The sequence below is a fragment of the Caballeronia zhejiangensis genome, from assembly GCF_000698575.1.
In the GTDB taxonomy this organism is placed as follows: domain Bacteria; phylum Pseudomonadota; class Gammaproteobacteria; order Burkholderiales; family Burkholderiaceae; genus Caballeronia; species Caballeronia zhejiangensis.
In genome coordinates, this window is sequence record NZ_JFHD01000050.1 from 20667 (window position 1) to 36818 (window position 16152).

13 protein-coding genes are annotated in these 16152 nt (G+C 59.1%); 10 read left to right on the forward strand and 3 right to left on the reverse strand.

Annotated features, from left to right (window positions below; genetic code table 11):
- Window positions 1-9: 9 nt before the first annotated feature.
- Together BG60_RS33025 and BG60_RS33030 are read right to left on the reverse strand one after the other, a co-directional pair.
- The gene (locus tag BG60_RS33025) at window positions 10-1116 is read right to left on the reverse strand and encodes an enolase C-terminal domain-like protein (protein ID WP_008344649.1); all 1107 of its coding nucleotides are present in this window, start codon (window positions 1114-1116) and stop codon (window positions 10-12) included.
- A gap of 6 nt (window positions 1117-1122) precedes the next feature.
- On the reverse strand, window positions 1123-2919 hold the full coding sequence (locus tag BG60_RS33030; RefSeq protein ID WP_008344648.1) for a thiamine pyrophosphate-requiring protein: 1797 nt from the start codon (window positions 2917-2919) through the stop codon (window positions 1123-1125).
- A 344-nt stretch (window positions 2920-3263) separates the two neighbouring features.
- Here BG60_RS33030 and BG60_RS33035 point away from each other — a divergent pair, with 344 nt between their 5' ends.
- Window positions 3264-4574, forward strand: coding sequence for a chloride channel protein (locus BG60_RS33035; RefSeq protein ID WP_008344647.1), 1311 nt, complete (start codon window positions 3264-3266; stop codon window positions 4572-4574).
- 56 nt (window positions 4575-4630) lie between these two features.
- Here the strand turns inward: BG60_RS33035 and BG60_RS33040 are convergent, their stop codons facing one another.
- Window positions 4631-5059, reverse strand: a complete 429-nt coding sequence (locus BG60_RS33040) for a MarR family winged helix-turn-helix transcriptional regulator (RefSeq protein WP_008344646.1) — start codon at window positions 5057-5059, stop codon at window positions 4631-4633.
- Between the two features lie 318 nt (window positions 5060-5377).
- Between BG60_RS33040 and BG60_RS33045 the strand changes: the two genes are divergently transcribed.
- The 9 genes from BG60_RS33045 to BG60_RS38500 all read left to right on the forward strand — a co-directional run bounded on the left by BG60_RS33045 (window position 5378) and on the right by BG60_RS38500 (window position 15896).
- Complete coding sequence (locus BG60_RS33045; protein WP_008344645.1) at window positions 5378-6037, forward strand: DUF4396 domain-containing protein; 660 nt, start codon at window positions 5378-5380, stop codon at window positions 6035-6037.
- Entirely contained in the window at window positions 6034-7101 is a 1068-nt protein-coding gene (coxB, locus tag BG60_RS33050; protein ID WP_008344644.1) for a cytochrome c oxidase subunit II, read from the forward strand. The genes BG60_RS33045 and coxB overlap by 4 nt, the downstream gene beginning before the upstream one ends.
- A 9-nt stretch (window positions 7102-7110) precedes the next feature.
- Window positions 7111-9711 carry a cytochrome c oxidase subunit I gene (ctaD, locus tag BG60_RS33055; protein WP_008344643.1) on the forward strand — a complete coding sequence of 867 codons (2601 nt, stop codon included), beginning with the start codon at window positions 7111-7113 and terminating at the stop codon, window positions 9709-9711.
- Window positions 9712-9749: 38 nt separating this feature from the next.
- Window positions 9750-10187, forward strand: a complete 438-nt coding sequence (locus BG60_RS33060) for a hypothetical protein (RefSeq protein ID WP_235366357.1) — start codon at window positions 9750-9752, stop codon at window positions 10185-10187.
- Between the two features lies 1 nt (window position 10188).
- A complete protein-coding gene (locus tag BG60_RS33065; protein WP_008344641.1) occupies window positions 10189-11523 on the forward strand; it encodes a c-type cytochrome in 1335 nt (444 codons plus the stop codon).
- A gap of 492 nt (window positions 11524-12015) precedes the next feature.
- Window positions 12016-12399 carry a hypothetical protein gene (locus tag BG60_RS38490; RefSeq protein WP_144403856.1) on the forward strand — a complete coding sequence of 128 codons (384 nt, stop codon included), beginning with the start codon at window positions 12016-12018 and terminating at the stop codon, window positions 12397-12399.
- A 32-nt stretch (window positions 12400-12431) separates the two neighbouring features.
- Entirely contained in the window at window positions 12432-12836 is a 405-nt protein-coding gene (locus tag BG60_RS38495) for a hypothetical protein (RefSeq protein WP_144403855.1), read from the forward strand.
- Between the two features lie 635 nt (window positions 12837-13471).
- Window positions 13472-14731 carry a DUF2254 domain-containing protein gene (locus BG60_RS33070; protein WP_034474147.1) on the forward strand — a complete coding sequence of 420 codons (1260 nt, stop codon included), beginning with the start codon at window positions 13472-13474 and terminating at the stop codon, window positions 14729-14731.
- A gap of 871 nt (window positions 14732-15602) precedes the next feature.
- Window positions 15603-15896 (forward strand): hypothetical protein, encoded by a 294-nt coding sequence (locus BG60_RS38500; protein WP_144403854.1) that lies wholly within the window; start codon window positions 15603-15605, stop codon window positions 15894-15896.
- The last annotated feature ends 256 nt before the right edge of the window (window positions 15897-16152 follow it).

The window sequence follows — 16152 nt, forward strand, 5'->3', positions numbered from 1 at the left end:
CGTTGTCGTCTACGCGGCGAAGCGTTGCGCGTCCGCGTGTTTGAAATCGAGTCCGCAGCCGGGCCGAGAGAGGTCCGGCGCAATGGCGCCATCGATCGCGCGGGGCGCGCCGTCGAACAGCATCTGCTCGATGCGGACGTGATCGTGAAACCATTCCTGATGCCGCAAGCGAGGCGCGGCGCACGCGACATGCAAATGCATCGCGGGCGCGCAATGCGCGGAGAGCGGCACATGAAACGCATCGCACAGTGCCGCGACGCGCAGAAATCCGGTGATGCCGCCGCAACGCGTGACGTCGGCCTGCAGCACATCGATCGCTTGATTCGCGAGCAGCGCGCGGAAGTCGTCGAGCGTGTAGCCGTATTCGCCCGCCGCGAGTTCCATGTGCGCGGGCAACGCATTTCTTATCGATGCGAGTCCGGCGATGTCATCGGATGAAACGGGCTCTTCGAACCACATGACGTCGTGTTCCGCGAACAAGGCCGCGTAATGGAGCGCCTGCTTTCGATCGAGCGCGCCATTCGCATCGACGAAGAGTCCCGCATCGCGGCCGATCACTTCACGCGCGACACGCACGCGGTCCGGATCGCGCGAAGGTTCGCTGCCGATTTTGATCTTGACCCAGCGACAGCCGTTTTCGTGTACCCAATGCGCGAGCTGATCGCGCATGTCGTCGTCGGTATAGGTCGTGAAGCCGCCGCTGCCATAGAGCGGCACGCGCGCGCGCACGATGCCGAGCAGCCGCGCGAGCGGCATGTCGAGCAGACGCGCCTTCGCGTCCCACAGCGCGCAATCGATCGCGGAGATCGCCGTGGCCGCGAATCCCGAGCGGCCGATGTTGCGCACGCGCTGTTGCAGGCGCAGCCAGAGCGCGTCGATATTCCAGGCGTCTTCGCCGATGAGCAGGGAGCCGAGCGTCGCCTCAATGAACTTCGCGACGCTCGCATCGCTGTACGTATAGCCGATGCCTGTCTTGCCCGCCGCGACAATCTCGACGATGACGAGCGTCGTCGAATTCCATGCGAAGGTGCCGTCAGCTTCGGGCTTGTCGGTGGGAATGGTGTAGGCGCGCGTTCGAATCGTTTCGATCGGCGCCTCGCGCTTGGACAGATGCATGAACGATCACTTTTCCTTGTGGCCCGGCAGCACGGCGCTCAGCACCTGCTTCGCCGTATCGACGATCACATGGCTCTGGCTCGGATCGCCCTTCATGAGCGTGGTCGCGAACGCCTTCGCCTGCGCGATCGTGATATGCGGCGGCAGCGGCGGCACGTTCGGATCGGCCTTCACTTCGATCACGACGGGACGGTCCGCCGCGAGCGCTTCGTCCCACACGGCGGCCATGCGTTCGTCATCGTCGACATAAAAGCCCTTCAGCCCGATCAGTTCCGCGAACTTGTGATAAGGCACCGACGGAATGTCCTGCGATGCCTCGAACTTCGGATCGCCTTCCATCACGCGCTGTTCCCACGTGACCTGATTCAGGTCTTCGTTGTTGAGGACCATGCAGATCCAGCGCGGATCCGACCATTGCTTCCAGTACTTCGCGACCGTGATGAGCTCGGCCATGTTGTTCATCTGCATCGCGCCATCGCCGACGAGCGCGATCACCGGCCGCTCCGGATACGCGAACTTCGCCGCAATCGCGTAAGGCACGGCCGCGCCCATCGAAGCGAGACCGCCCGAGAGCGAACACTTCATGCCGCGCTTGATCTTCAGATCGCGTGCATACCAGTTCGCGACCGAACCGGAATCGCTCGTGACGATCGCGTTCGCGGGCACGCGCGGCGACAACTCCCATACCGTGCGCTGCGGATTCACGCCGCCTTTCGCGGGCTCTATCGCGCGCTTTTCCAGCTTCTTCCACCAGTCGCCGATCCAGCTTTCGATGTCCTCGCGCCACGCGTGATCGGTCTTCTGTTGCAGAAGCGGCAGGAGCGCGCGCAAGGTCTCCGCGCTGTCGCCGACGAGATTGACCTCCATCGGATAGCGGATCGACAGCATGTCCGCCTTGATGTCGATCTGCACGCCGCGCGCCGCGCCTTCCTTCGGCAGGAATTCGGAATAGGGAAAGCCCGAGCCGATCATGAGCAGCGTGTCGCATTCGGTCATCATCTTGTAGCTCGGCTCGGTGCCGAGCAGACCGATAGAACCGGTGACGAAGGGCAGGTCGTCGGGTAGCACAGCCTTGCCGAGCAGCGCCTTCGCGACGCCCGCGCCGAGCTTTTCTGCTATCGCGATGACTTCATCTGTTGCGTGCAGCGCGCCCGCCCCGACGAGTATCGCGACCTTCTTGCCGTCGTTGAGCACGTCAGCGGCGCGTTGCAGGTCGTCGTCCTGCGGCACGGTCTTCGGCGCGCGATACCCGACGCCCGAATGCAGCGTGCCGTGCTTGCGGCCTGGCGGCTCGTAATCGAGGTCCTGCAGGTCGTTGGGCAGTACGAGCGCCGTTACCTTGCGCTCCGATAGCGCGATGCGCACCGCGCGATCGACGAGGTGACGAATCTGCGAGGGCACGCTCGCCTGTTGAACGAAGGCGCCGGCGACGTCCTTAAACATCGCGGGCAGATCGACTTCCTGCTGATAGTGTCCGCCCAATGCCGCGCGCGCCTGCTGGCCCGCGATGGCGAGGACGGGCATGTGATCGAGACGCGCATCGTAGAGACCGGTGACGAGATGCGCCGCGCCCGGACCCGATGTCGCGATGCACACGCCCAGTTCACCCGTGAACTTCGCATGCGCCGACGCCATGAATGCAGCCATCTCTTCATGACGCGCCTGAATGAATTCGATCTTGCCTTTAGCGCGACTGAGCGCGCCGAATACGCCGTTGATGCCGTCGCCGGGATAACCGTAAATGCGACGCACGCCCCAGGCATGCAAACGATCGACAAGGAAGTCGCCCACAGTCGCAGCCATCGCTTTCTCCAAAAATCGCCTCGGTAATTGGCCTACAACTGCATAACGATCAGAGAGCGTAGGCACGACGGTCTCTTTGACGCAATACCTATGCCGTCGCGCGTCACCGCGCGAGCATTTTTCCCTCTCATTCGAGAAAGCTTGATGACCGGCTCACGAGTAACGTCGATCCACCTGACGCGGCGATCGTTAATGTGTCCGGCGACGCCTTTGCAAAACTTCCAAACGTTTGTAAATCAGGCATGTTGTGACATATCGTGTTGTAACGGGGCCGTGGTTCGCGCGGTGTCGTGAGAAGGCCATTTGTGTCACAATCTGCGCAGAATCTCAAACCGCAGGTTGCAATGAAATTCCCGCGCTGGATAGACCGAAGAACGATACTGCACGGCAGGCGACTCTGGCTCCACTACGGGGTGTTCTGGCTCGGAGCGGTAGCGACGGGGCTGCTCGCTGTGCTCTATGCGCGCGTGATCGATTTCGGCTACGACACATTTCTGCGTTATACGCAGCAATTCTGGTGGCTGCCGCTCGTATTGACGCCAACGATGGCTGCTACGGGGGTCTGGATCACGCGTAAGTGGTTCCAAGGCGCCGAAGGTAGCGGAATTCCTCAGGTGATCGCCACACTTCACGCAGGGCGTGAGATGGGTCCGCGCCTGCTCAATCTTCGCATCCTCGTCGGCAAGATCGCCGTGTCGTTTCTCTCGATTCTGGGTGGGCTCACGATCGGACGTGAGGGGCCGACTATTCACGTGGGTGCTTCACTGATGTTCACGCTTCGATGCCTCTATCCGGCGCGCCTGCGACGCATGGGCGGGGCAAGTCTTGAGCGCAGGCTGGCGCTCGCAGGCGCCGCCGCAGGGCTCTCTGCCGCGTTCAATGCACCCCTTGCCGGGGTTGTTTTTGCCATTGAAGAGCTCACGCGCAGCTTCGAGCAGCGCACCAGCGGCGTCTTGATTACCGCAATCATTTTTGCCGGCATCGTGTCCCTTGGGCTGCAGGGCAACTATACGTATTTCGGCTCGATCGATGTGGGTAGCCACTTTCCGGATCTGCTAGCCGCGGCGGTGGTTCTCATCGGCGTGCTCGCCGGTGTCTTGGGTGGCGTCTTCTGTTGGCTATTGCTCAATACGCGCCGGTGGATGCCCGAGGCGCTCCTCGCCTGGCGGGCAAGCTACCCTGTGCTCCTCGGGGGGCTTTGCGGCCTGGTCATTGCGGTCATCGGCGTCGCAACAGCGAACCATACCTTTGGCAGTGGTTATGCGGAAGCACGCGGCATGCTCGAGGGGAGGGTGCAGTTGGGCGTCGAGTATCCGATCCTCAAAATGGCTTCGATGATCGGTTCCTACCTGCCTGGCGCTCCAGGCGGACTCTTCGCTCCATCGCTTGCTATCGGCGCCGGGATTGGCAATGCACTGCATCTGCTTTTCGGACAGATGCAGCTGCCGATGCTAGTGGCTTTGGGCATGGTGGGTTATCTGGCTGCCGTTACACAGAGCCCGATCACTGCATTTATCATCGTTATCGAGATGATTAATGGCCACGCACTGGTCATCTCTCTGATGGCAACTGCGTTGATATCTAGCCAGGTCTCGAAGTTTTTTGCTCCGCCGCTTTATGAAGCGCTCGCTCAAAGGTATGAGTCGGCAGGCTGATGGTGGCCCGAGGGGCCGTAAAGGATCGCCGGAGACGCCCCGAGCCTTGAGCGGGCCTACCCCTGTGCCTCGACGCTGCTGGCTAACCAGCCAAACGCGCGGTACTCGGCGAAATGCAAGGAGGCCAGCTCCAGCAGGCAGCGTTCGCCTTTCGGTGTGAGGTGAACTTCAACTAGCCGCCGGTCGGCTTCACCGGGCTTGCGAAGCACGAGTCCCGCTGCCTCGCATCGATTGACTAGCGCTGCGGTGCCGTTGGGCGCTGCTTGGAGGCGTTCCGCAATCTCGCCAACAGTCGCCCAGCTCTTTCCCGGAATGCCTTGCACATGCAGAAGCAGTTGATACTGGAGCGGTGTAATGCCGGCTGCGTGAGTGATCTCCTCGGAGTATCGGAGAAATTTCCGGAGCTGATACCGGAAATTGGACATCGACTCGAGGTCTCGTTTGGTAAGAAGGCCGCCCTGAGCGCGACTCTTTCGCTGATTCATGAGGGTAAGTCTCGTTTCGAGATGGCGGAAACAATGGCTCCCGGTCGTTCAACTGGCCACATGTTAGCAGAGCCCGACCTTTATCGAGCATACCGCTTAAGAGCGCAAGTGAAAGCGGCACGATGTGACATGTAGCGAGCCTACCGCCTTGCACGGCCGCCCCCGCCGGCTCCCTATGGCTTCCAAGACTACGTACGCGGAACACCGCTTGCTGCGTGTTTGCACCCTGATGCGGACCCGTTGGGTGTGCAGGGCAAGCGAGCGTTGGAGACCTTAGCGTCACCTTCGTCTGGTCTCATGTGCACGGGAGAACCTTCGATGCCAATATACGGATCGCCCGCCGCGGCGTCGATATGGCTTGCGCTATCCGTGCTATCGGCCATTATCGTCGCTTTCGACGTATGGCTAGGCGGACACCGGCAGCCGATGGTCATTATGTCCGTCGTCTGGCCGTTGACGATGCTTTACTGGGGTCCTGTTGGCCTGATCTTTTATTTTTGGTTTGGGCGGTCAACGCCGGGTGCTGAGAAAGCTGAACCTCCGATGTGGCAGGCCACCTTTCTCGGCGCGACCCACTGTGGCGCCGGATGTGCCCTGGGCGACTTCATAGGCGAATGGCTCGCGTTTGGGTTCGCAGTGACTATTGCCGGCTCCGCGTTGGCTGGGAAACTAGCGTTGGCCTTCGCGCTCGCCTACCTGCTTGGCATCGCTTTCCAGTATTTCTCTATTGCACCGATGCGTAGCTTGGGACTGCGCGACGGCATCGTTGCGGCTGTCAAGGCAGATACGCTTTCCCTGCTCGCTTACGAAATCGGTATGTTCGGTTGCATGATTGCTTTCTCCGAATGGGCCGCGTCGCTGGAGCCGACGAGCGCTGCATATTGGGTGCGCATGCAAGTGGCAATGGTCGCAGGTTTCGTCACGACCTATCCGGTCAATTACTGGCTGATCAAGCGTGGCGTGAAGGAGAAGATGTGAGCAGCGCACCTCGCCTCACTGCTCGGTCCGCCCGTTGTGGATTGGCGCTGACGATTGCGCTAGCTCACGACAAGGCTCGGGCGGGATTTGACGCGACGGCCCATGTGGCGACGTCCCTTGCCGGCACACAAACACCCCTCGCTTACTTCCTTCACAGCAAAGGTCCTGCGACCGAGCCGGTCCTTTACCTAGGATGGATACTCGCGGCCATCTGCACCGCCGTGTGCGCGATCATTACCGTTATGCTGATCATCGGGATGTTTCGGCGCCGTAAGCCTGAAGATCCAAGGTCGCTGAGCACCGAAGGAGGCACGAGCTTCGTTTATGTTGGCACGGCAATCTCCACAGTCGCCCTCCTAGGCATTACGGTGTATATGCTCGTCGTGCTCGCACGTGTCGCCCAACCACCGAACGAACCGGCGATGACTGTCACTGTCACGGCTTACGACTGGTGGTGGAAAGTCGACTACGGCGATGGTCCAAGTCATTTCTCGAGCGCGAACGAACTGCATATTCCAGTGGGCGTGCCGGTGCTCATCCTGCTGAAAAGCGCGGACGTCATCCACGCCTTCTGGGTGCCCGAGCTATCAGGCAAGACGCAAGCCATACCTGGCGTGACCAACCGTCAGTGGATTCAGGCGGACCGCCCCGGCGTATTCCGAGGGCAATGTACCCAGTACTGCGGCCTGCAGCACGCGCATATGGCCTTCGAAGTGTACGCCCAGCCGCACACGGACTTTGAGCATTGGATAGCAGCGCAGCGAATGCCGGCGCCCGTCCCAGCCAATGCTCAAGCGGCGAGGGGAGCCACGCTGTTTGAGAAGCGTTGCGCGGGCTGCCATACGGTTCGTGGCACCCGTTCCGCTGGCGTACAAGCGCCCGATCTCACACATGTGCGGTCCCGCCGATTGATCGCCGCCGGTACGGTCGCTAATTCGCCGGAAAGTTTGATGCAGTGGGTGCAGCACGTGCAGGAAATCAAGCCCGGTGCGCTCATGCCGGACATGAAGCTTTCGCCTGCGGAAGCGGGCGATCTTTCGGCCTATCTCGCTACTCTCAGGTAAGGAATAACGATGTCCGCGACGAGTGATCGCAGCGTGGTGCAGTCGGGGCGGGTGGCTTTCCGGCGAGAACCGGAATACGGCAGCGTGCCCGAGGGTTCGGACGCGGAAAAACGTCTGCGTGAAATTTGGGAAGGCGAGTCTGGCTGGCGCGGATTTTTTACGACGGTGGATCATAAGAAAATCGGCTTGCGGTACATCGTTACAGCTTTTGCCTTTCTTCTTATCGGTGGGGTCGAGGCCTTGCTGATGCGCCTGCAACTGGCGCGACCGAACGAGACGCTCCTGTCGCCTGAACAGTATGCGCAGCTTTTCACTATGCACGGCGTGACGATGATATTTCTTTACGCCCTGCCGGTGCTGAGCGGCTTCGCTAACTTCCTCTGGCCGCTCATGCTCGGTTCACGTGACATGGCGTTCCCGCGCCTGAACGCGCTGTCCTACTGGTTGTTCTTGTTTGCGGGACTTTTCCTCTATTGCAGCTTTCCGTTCGGCGAGGCTCCGAATGCGGGGTGGTTCAACTACGTGCCGTTCTCCTCGCTCGAATATAACCGCGGACCCAATATCGATGTGTACTCGCTCGGTATGGTCCTGCTAGGCATATCGACGACGGTAGGCGCGGTGAACTTCGTGGTTACACTCTTTCGCATGCGTGCGGTCGGCATGTCAGTTGATCGCCTGCCGATCATCGTGTGGGGAACGCTCACGATCTCGTTTGCCAATCTTTTCGCCGTGCCGTCCGTGAGTCTTGCATTTCTATTGCTGTGGATGGATCGCAATGTCGGCACGCACTTCTTTGACGTCGCCGCCGACGGCCGACCGCTCCTTTGGCAGCACTTGTTCTGGATGTTCGCGCACCCTTGGGTGTACGTCGTCGTGCTCCCAGCGATGGGCATCGTCTCCGATGCATTGCCAACCTTTTGCAGGCGGCCGCTGGTTGCGTACGCCGCCGTGGCAATGTCAACAGTCGCCACGATGATAATCGGCTTCGAGGTGTGGATTCATCACATGTTTGCGACAGGCATCGCGCCGCTCGCACTGGCGTTCTTCGGCGCGGCAAGCGTGCTCATTTCGATTCCGAGTGCGGTGGCGGTGTTCGCGTGGATCGCGACGATATGGATGGGCCGCCCAGTTTTTACGGTCCCATTTCTTTACTTCGCGAGCTTTGTCCTGATGTTCGTGATAGGTGGTGTCTCCGGCGTGATGACTGCCGCCGTGCCGCTCGACTGGCAGCTGAACGAAACGTACTTCATTGTGGCGCACTTGCACTACGTCTTGCTCGGTATCAATGTCTTCCCCGTGCTCGGTGGCATTACCTACTGGTTCCCCAAATTCACCGGGCGCCTCATGAATGAGCGATTCGGGAAGATCGCCTTTTGGATCGTATTCATTGGCTTTAACGTGGGCTTTTTCCCGATGCACATATCGGGTTTGCTTGGCATGCCCCGACGCGTCTATACCTATCCCGAAGGAATGGGGTGGGACACATCCAATCTCGTCACGACCATTGGCTCATTTTTGCTCGGTATAGGCATTGTGCTATTTGCCATCAATGCGTTGCTCTCAGCCCGCCGCGGAAGTAAAGCCCCGCCCAACCCGTGGGACGCCTCAGGTCTTGAGTGGTCCGTCTCGTCGCCGCCGCCGCCCTATAACTTCGCCGTGCTTCCGATCATTGAATCACGCCATCCCATGTGGGAAGATCGAATTCAACCGACGGGCCGGCGTTCGCATCTGAAGGAAGGGTACCTGCTGCATCACGGCCGGGAGGCGTTGGGCGTCCATCCGTTCAGCGGCAAGCCAGACGTCATCTTGAAGATGCCGGATGACGCATGGTCCCCTTTCCTCCTTGGCGTCTTCGCCGCATTCATGTTCCTCGCATTGCTGCTGCGTTCACCTTCATTCACGATCATCTCTTTCGCCGCGAGCGGCGCGACGCTGATCGCGTGGATGTGGCCGCGTCGGTCATTGGCGCAGCGCGAACCGCCCACGCCCAAACAGGTGACTGCGGCGCCGAGTGCGCTAAAGGACGATGCACTTCCCGTGGGCAGCGCCGGCGAACACTCCGGCGGGTGGTGGGGTGTTCTCGCGCTTGTCGCCACAGAGGCAAGCCTCTTCGGTTATCTGCTCTTTAGTTACTTTTACTCGCAATCCCAAACGCAGCTGCCATGGCCCCCCGAGGGCATACCGAAGATCGGCGTTGGCGCGCTGAGTACCGGCGTGCTTGTCTTGAGCAGCGTGTTCACGTGGTTCTCCGAGCGCACGCTCAAGAAGAACAAGCGATGGTGGGCTTTCGCATGGTTGCTGGTCGCAATCGTACTCGGGACTCTTTTCGTCGGCGTACAACTGAAGGAATGGCACAACCATCCGTATGGATTGACTGCGCACCTCTACGGTTCGCTGTACTTCACCATCACCGGCTTTCACTTGGCGCACGTTCTAGTGGGACTGGTAATCCTGATCTTGTTGGCAATATGGATCGCGTTGGGCTATTTCGACGAAGCGCGCAATGCGCCGATGCGCATCGGCGGCCTTTACTGGCACTTTGTCGACGTGGTGTGGCTGTTCATTTTCACCGCGCTCTACGTGACGCCGATTTGGCTCAGGGGTCAGTGATGCATCCGCGCGTCCCCACAGACGAAGGACTGACACAGGTGGAGAAACGCCGCCTATGGATTTATGCAGGTGCGGGATTCTTTATCTCACCGGGTGCATGGCTTTTGCAGGTCATCGTTTCTGAGACCGTTTCCGCGCAGACGTGCGATGCAATGACAACACCGCTCCGGTCGCCGGGTGTCACCCATATGCACACATGGTTGTACGCGACATCGGCCCTGGCACTTGCGATTTCGATCGTATGCGCGGCACTGTCCACGTACGGCTTCGCTCTCTTGCACGCGAGGCAAAACAGTATCAGAGCGCAGGGCGATCCTAACGAACTGAAGGAGCAACCGCGGCGCGAACAGGAAGAGATTAGTCGAAAACGATTCATCGCTCTATGCAGCGCATTGATCGGTTGTGGATTTGTGGTGGGACTAGTGTTCACGATCCTCGCGGAAGTGTTCCTCGATTCTTGCAGTCAATGGCACTGATATGAACGCGCCAAGAAGCTCGAAGCCGACCACCGTCCTGCTGTTGCTACTTGTGGCACTCGCCGTTGGCGCGTGTAGCGGAAGCGCTGATGATCATTTGCCGACTGCCGTTACCGCGCAGTCGCCCGCGACTAGCGATCCGAAGCTCGTTGCGCGTGGCGAATATCTTGCAAAGGCGGGCGACTGCAGCGCATGCCACGACGCGGCTGACCATACCCCGCTGGGTGGAGGCCTGCCCGTCAACTCGCCTTTCGGCCCGATCTATGCGAGTAACATCACGCCTGATCCCACATTCGGCATCGGCCGCTACTCGTTGAAGGAATTTTCCGATGCCCTGCGCTACGGCAAGCGCCGCGATGGAGAGCGCCTTTATCCAGCAATGCCGTACGCGTCGTTCGCGAAAATGAACGACGCTGACGTGACGGCGCTGTATGCGTACCTGATGCATGGCGTGACGCCCGCAGCGAAACGCGCGCCGCGGACGCACTTGCCGTTCCCGTTCAATCAACGCTGGGGTATGCTGTTCTGGACTTTCGCTTTCGGTAACCGCGATGAGTTTTCACCTGATCCCAAACAAAGTGCTCAGTGGAATCGCGGCGCGTACTTAGTCCAAGGGCTCGGGCATTGCGGCGCCTGTCACACGCCGCGTGGCCCAGCGTATAACGAACTCGGATATAGCGAGGCGTCGCCGTTATACCTAACCGGTGGGGTGGTCGACCATTGGTTAGCACCCAACCTCACCGGCGATCGGGGAAGCGGATTAGGGCGCTGGTCACGGCAAGACATCGTCAACTTCTTGCGCACGGGCCACGGCGCTGGCACGATCGCGTTCGGCGCGATGGCGCCCGCCGTGGAGGACAGTACCCAGTATCTTACCGATTTGGACCTTAACGCCATTGGCGAGTATCTCAAATCGCTCCCCCCGCAGCAAGCGTACGGTGCCTACGACAACGACGCGCGTGCCAAGCTACAAACTGCGCGCAGCCTTGAGACTGGAGAAAACGAACGGCCTGGCGCAGGTATATACCTGTCGTTCTGCGCCCGTTGCCATCAGCCCGACGGGCGCGGCGAACCAGGCAAAGTGGCGGCCTTGGCCGGCGCCCCTCTCGTTCTGGCTGAAGATCCGACCTCAATCATGCGCATCGTCATTGAAGGCAGTAAAAGCCCTGCCACCGAAACCGGCCCCGAAGCGCAGAAAATGCCTGCCTTCCATCACGAGCTGACGTCGCACGAGATTGCGGAGGTGATCAGCTTCATCCGGAGCACATGGGGAAATCATGCGGCGCCGGTCTCCGACCGACAGGTCGAGCGGCTTCGCTCGGAGATTCATAAGTAGTGGCCTCCCGACGGGAGGTTCGGCGGCGCAGTCGCTGGGGCTCGCCAAACAGTCGAAACATGAGAGCTCAAGACAACATTTCTGTCGACCTATTCCGTTTCGAGCCGCCCCGGAACACCGACACTGGTTCCCACTGGAATAGCAGAAAGAGGTAAGGCGACTCCGAGGAACTTGCACCGGTGCGCGATGGCGCTGAAAGAGCGTGGAGCCGAGGCCGAGGCCCTCCGGACCGTTGCACCGCTGCCGCGCTTGACAAAACTGCTCGCAGGGGTGATCAGGTCCCGCTGGTGTCGTAGCTACGACGGTGCGCCTCACATCTCCCACTTCTAGCTGCGATGGAGCAAACCCCAATATCACCCGTACAGGTAGATATGGCACACTGTGCTATATCAACATTGTGCGTCACGGTCGTACACGGCATAGAAGCCTAATGGATGCGGAAAACGCCCGATACGTGCGGAAACGACCGATAATGCTTTGGCGAGGATCTCGATGAAGTACCTTTCTTGGTTGCCGAAGCTATGGATCGTCGACGCTTTGTGTGGCTTTGTTGAAGTCGCCAACACTGCCCCGGGACTCATCCACGGAGCATTGACTTGTGACGAAGTGGCGCAGCTGAATGACCAAGCATCGGCAAGCCGACGTTACTTTTCGACATGCGACCTTCAGCATCGCGACCTTTTCGTGACTGTCGAGCACGCTCGTCCGGCGAGTGCAATCGGTCCGGACCGTTCTGCCTCGCTGGATGACGCAACTTTGTACGGTGCCGGCGCGACCTATATGCAGCGAGTGGGATTTGGCGTCGGAAGCTGCGCGCTGACAGCGCTGGGCTATTCTGCTCCTTCCGCCATTCATCCCCGTGAACACGAGCCGTGATCGGTGGCTTGTAGTGAATCTAGTTTTTAAGCATGGTCAGAACTTCCGCGCTACTGTCGATTTCGACTCTACTGTTGTCGAGTGTTTGTCACGCCGATGGCTACGACCATACGGTCATTTATACAGGAAAGGCCAATAATGGTGCCATCGTGCATTTGCGGCTGTTCGAAGGTGACAACGGAGCCGGTGAGGCAATTGTCGAGTCTCGATTCCAGGTAAATCGCTTTTACGAGACGTTGACCTACCGGGTGGCGTGGGGCCGAAATGCGCTGGCCGGGGCGGGCGACTCAGTTCGCGTCTGGCTTCCTGGAAATCCGGTGGTGCACCTGTACTGCGGAGCTCGGAACCTGGCGTGTGCATCTGAGGAATCCTTCGTAATAAATGCTCTCGGCGTATCTGCGCAACAATGGGAGCGCACCATTGAGGAGGGTGGTTGAAGAATGGAAGGTTCTGACGAGCCAATCCCACCATCGCTCTTGACGCCGATCGAGGCAACGCGCTCGCCGAGAGCGGCGACTGATGTTCACCAGCGACGCAAGGGCCACGCACAGCGAGATGTTGCGGAGCGATCGGCAAGCTACCCGTATCAGGAGTTTTGGCGCGGGTGCAAGCGACCTTGACTCCTTCGTCTTCTCGTGCGGCGGCCGACTGTTCTCGCAACAATCATCGATCTCAAATCGTCTCTCACGTCAATCATTCAAGATATTCTTGTGTCACGCCATTCTATTTTCAGTGCCGATAGACGATCTGCTCGTGAGGCGTTGATGTTGTCTAAGGCGATCGAAAAGCGGCTCGTGATCGGCTACGAGTTGGGCTTCCAATCGGCCGAAGACGCGATCACGGCAGTACCGAACCTGTCGCGTTGCAGGGCCGGAGCGACCGGCGATGCGGTGCATCGGGCGCCGAGTCGACGTACCGCTCAACGACAAGGTCGTCGCGGTCGTCGCTGCATCAGAGAAGCAGAGAATATCGACCTCGCGCCTCACATCTCGTGTGAACTTACTCCGCCGATGGAAAGGACTCAGGCCTTCGGGATATCCTACCGTTAAGCAGAATTCAGGGGTGTCTCGTTATGATCGCTCGATGGCAGTGGGTGTTGAAAAGGATCAGCAAGCGATTGTGGTTCCGGACAGGACTTTTCTCGGTGTTGGGCGTCGCAACGGCTTTGCTAGCGCTGGCAGTCAAGCCTTATATTCCAGACGACCTCTCCGCACGCGTCGGCGCCGATGCAGTCGACAATATTCTCGGCATCATCGCTTCAAGCATGCTGGCTGCGACGACATTCTCTCTGAACATTATGGTGTCGGCCTATGGGTCTGCGACTACAAATGTGACGCCCCGGGCCACGCCACTGCTTGTTGAAGACACCACGACTCAGAATGTCCTGGCCACGTTCATCGGTTCGTTCTTGTTTAGCCTGGTGGGCATCATCGCCTTAAGTACCGGCCTTTATGGCAGAAACGGCCGGGTCGTGTTGTTCGCAGTGACAATTGCGGTCATCGTGTTGATCGTTTATACACTCCTACGATGGATTGACCATCTTGCCCGTCTGGGCAGACTTGGTGAAACGTCCGATCGCGTCGAGGCAGCGGCAATCGCCGCGCTTGATCAGCGACTCAAGCATCCCTATCTGGGCGGCAGTCCGTTTCCGGGCGATGAGTTTTTAACATCCGGCCGCGCTGTGTATTCTAATTCGATCGGTTACATTGAGCATATTGACATCAAGGCTCTCGGTGAAATCAGTCAAGCGTTGTCCACCGCTATCGCCCTTCGTGTCCTTCCGGGAAGCTTCGTCGATGAGCACACTGTTCTGACCCACGTCGAAAGATTGGATGGCGGGGATGTCGAGTCCATTCGGGCCGCGTTCACAGTCGGCGTGCGGCGCTCGTTCGATCAGGATCCGCGTTTCGGCATATCGGTTCTTTCTGAGATTGCGTCGCGTGCGCTTTCTCCGGCTATCAATGATCCCGGCACCGCGATCGACGTCATTGGCAGGGGGGTACGCATCCTTTCACGGTGGGACCGGCGATCGGAGTTAAATGAGGAGCCGTTGCAGGGCTGCGACCAAGTTTTCGTGCCCGGCCTATCCCTTGCTGATCTCTTCGACGACTTCTTCGGTCCCTTGTCCCGCGACGCAGCAAGCATGCTGGAAGTAGGCATCCGGTTGCAGAAATCATTGGCGTTGCTTGCTCGGAATGGGGACACTTCGTTCGAGTTGGCGGCCGTGCGTCACGCTGCGCTCGCGCTGAAGCGAGCCGAGATTGCGCTCGACCTTGAGGAGGATAAAATTCAATTGCGGCGGCTGGCTCTGAAGGTGCGTGCCGTTGAGTAAGTTATTTGTAGAATTCAGTAAAGCGCGGCTCATGGTGCGGATGCAGAGTTACTCTGCTAGGGTCTGCCCGGCATTTCTGGATGTAGGCACGCCCGCACCATAGCCAAATAGCGACGATCGGCAAGCCGCCTTTCAAAATACTCAACTGTTGTGTGACCGGACTCTTCTGTTAAGCGTGCACCGATTCGGACGCCGGCGAAGAAGGTTTTCGCACTCAGTTGGATAGAATGTTTCGCCACGGCAATGCGCACACTGCGTGTCGCGTCAGCCCAGCGAGACTCGATGCAAGTAGCCACCGTTGCGGCGGACGCATCTGTGTGCGCCGATAAAAGCGGAGACATGGCAAAGGGACCGTCCTCACGGGAGCAAGCGCATAGGGTCAGGCTGAGGGCTAGCATGACGGCCAGACGCTGCTGCATCTTCGAGATTTTTGGCGATGATCGCATTCACACCCATGACTTTAATAACGCTGACAAGCCGATTGTTGCTGCGTAAAATGGACGCCACCGAAGGGGTGCCACGTTTCTGCCGGCAATGACGGATGCTAGTCGGCTCGCGATCTGTATCGCACATCGATAAGGTGAGGCGTTAGCGTAGCACGTCTCTGTTGAGCAGGCAGGAGCACGGTTGTCATTTGAGACCAGGTAGCGGCCAGGTTAATAACCGGTCTTAAGGCTGCGCTGAGCAAGATCTCACAGGCCTGCAAAGCGCCGGGACCTCGCGTGCGGGTAGCACTCGACAGTAGCGTCATTGATGATCAGCAAAGCGGATCGGACACTGTACTGCGCAAGACCTGCTCCTTGATGGGAACCGTGGGGGTTCAATTTGGTCGACCTAACATGAGAGACGCAGGGCAAATGCAGGAGACGAAATGAGACGCCTATTGACCGCTGCACTTTTCATCGCTTCTTTGGTTTCTGGTGCGTCGTTCGCATCTGACAAGAACGCGACGCAAGCCGCAGGGGATCGCAAAGGGGCAGGTGCGCATGCAGAAACTTTTGGACTGTTCCATCCGAAGCTGCAAGCAGAGGGGTTGTCAGACTGGAATACGTTAGTACCCGGATCAAAGCTGTCGGGCTACGGTTTCACGTATGGCGGATTGTGGGCCTCGTCGTCCTCAAGGCATCCCAAGGCTCAGCGAAAGCGCTTGTATTTGCATCATTGATCGACAAGGTGCTCCTGCACGACAACGTTTCAGTCGACAGATGACTTGCTAGTAGATTGCCGGTCCATTGCTTTCTTCGCGTTGCGCCTTCGGCATCTGTCTGGGCGTTCTAGCGACGCTCGTTTCAGCGTCCGATCAGGTGAAATTGTCCTCTCTAGACGCTTGCTGCTTGCGCCGCAAAAAGTGCCAGCGTACCGAGAAGGACCCAGCCTCCTATGAAGAGTACAACATGGCGGCGTCCTGAATACGGTCGCAC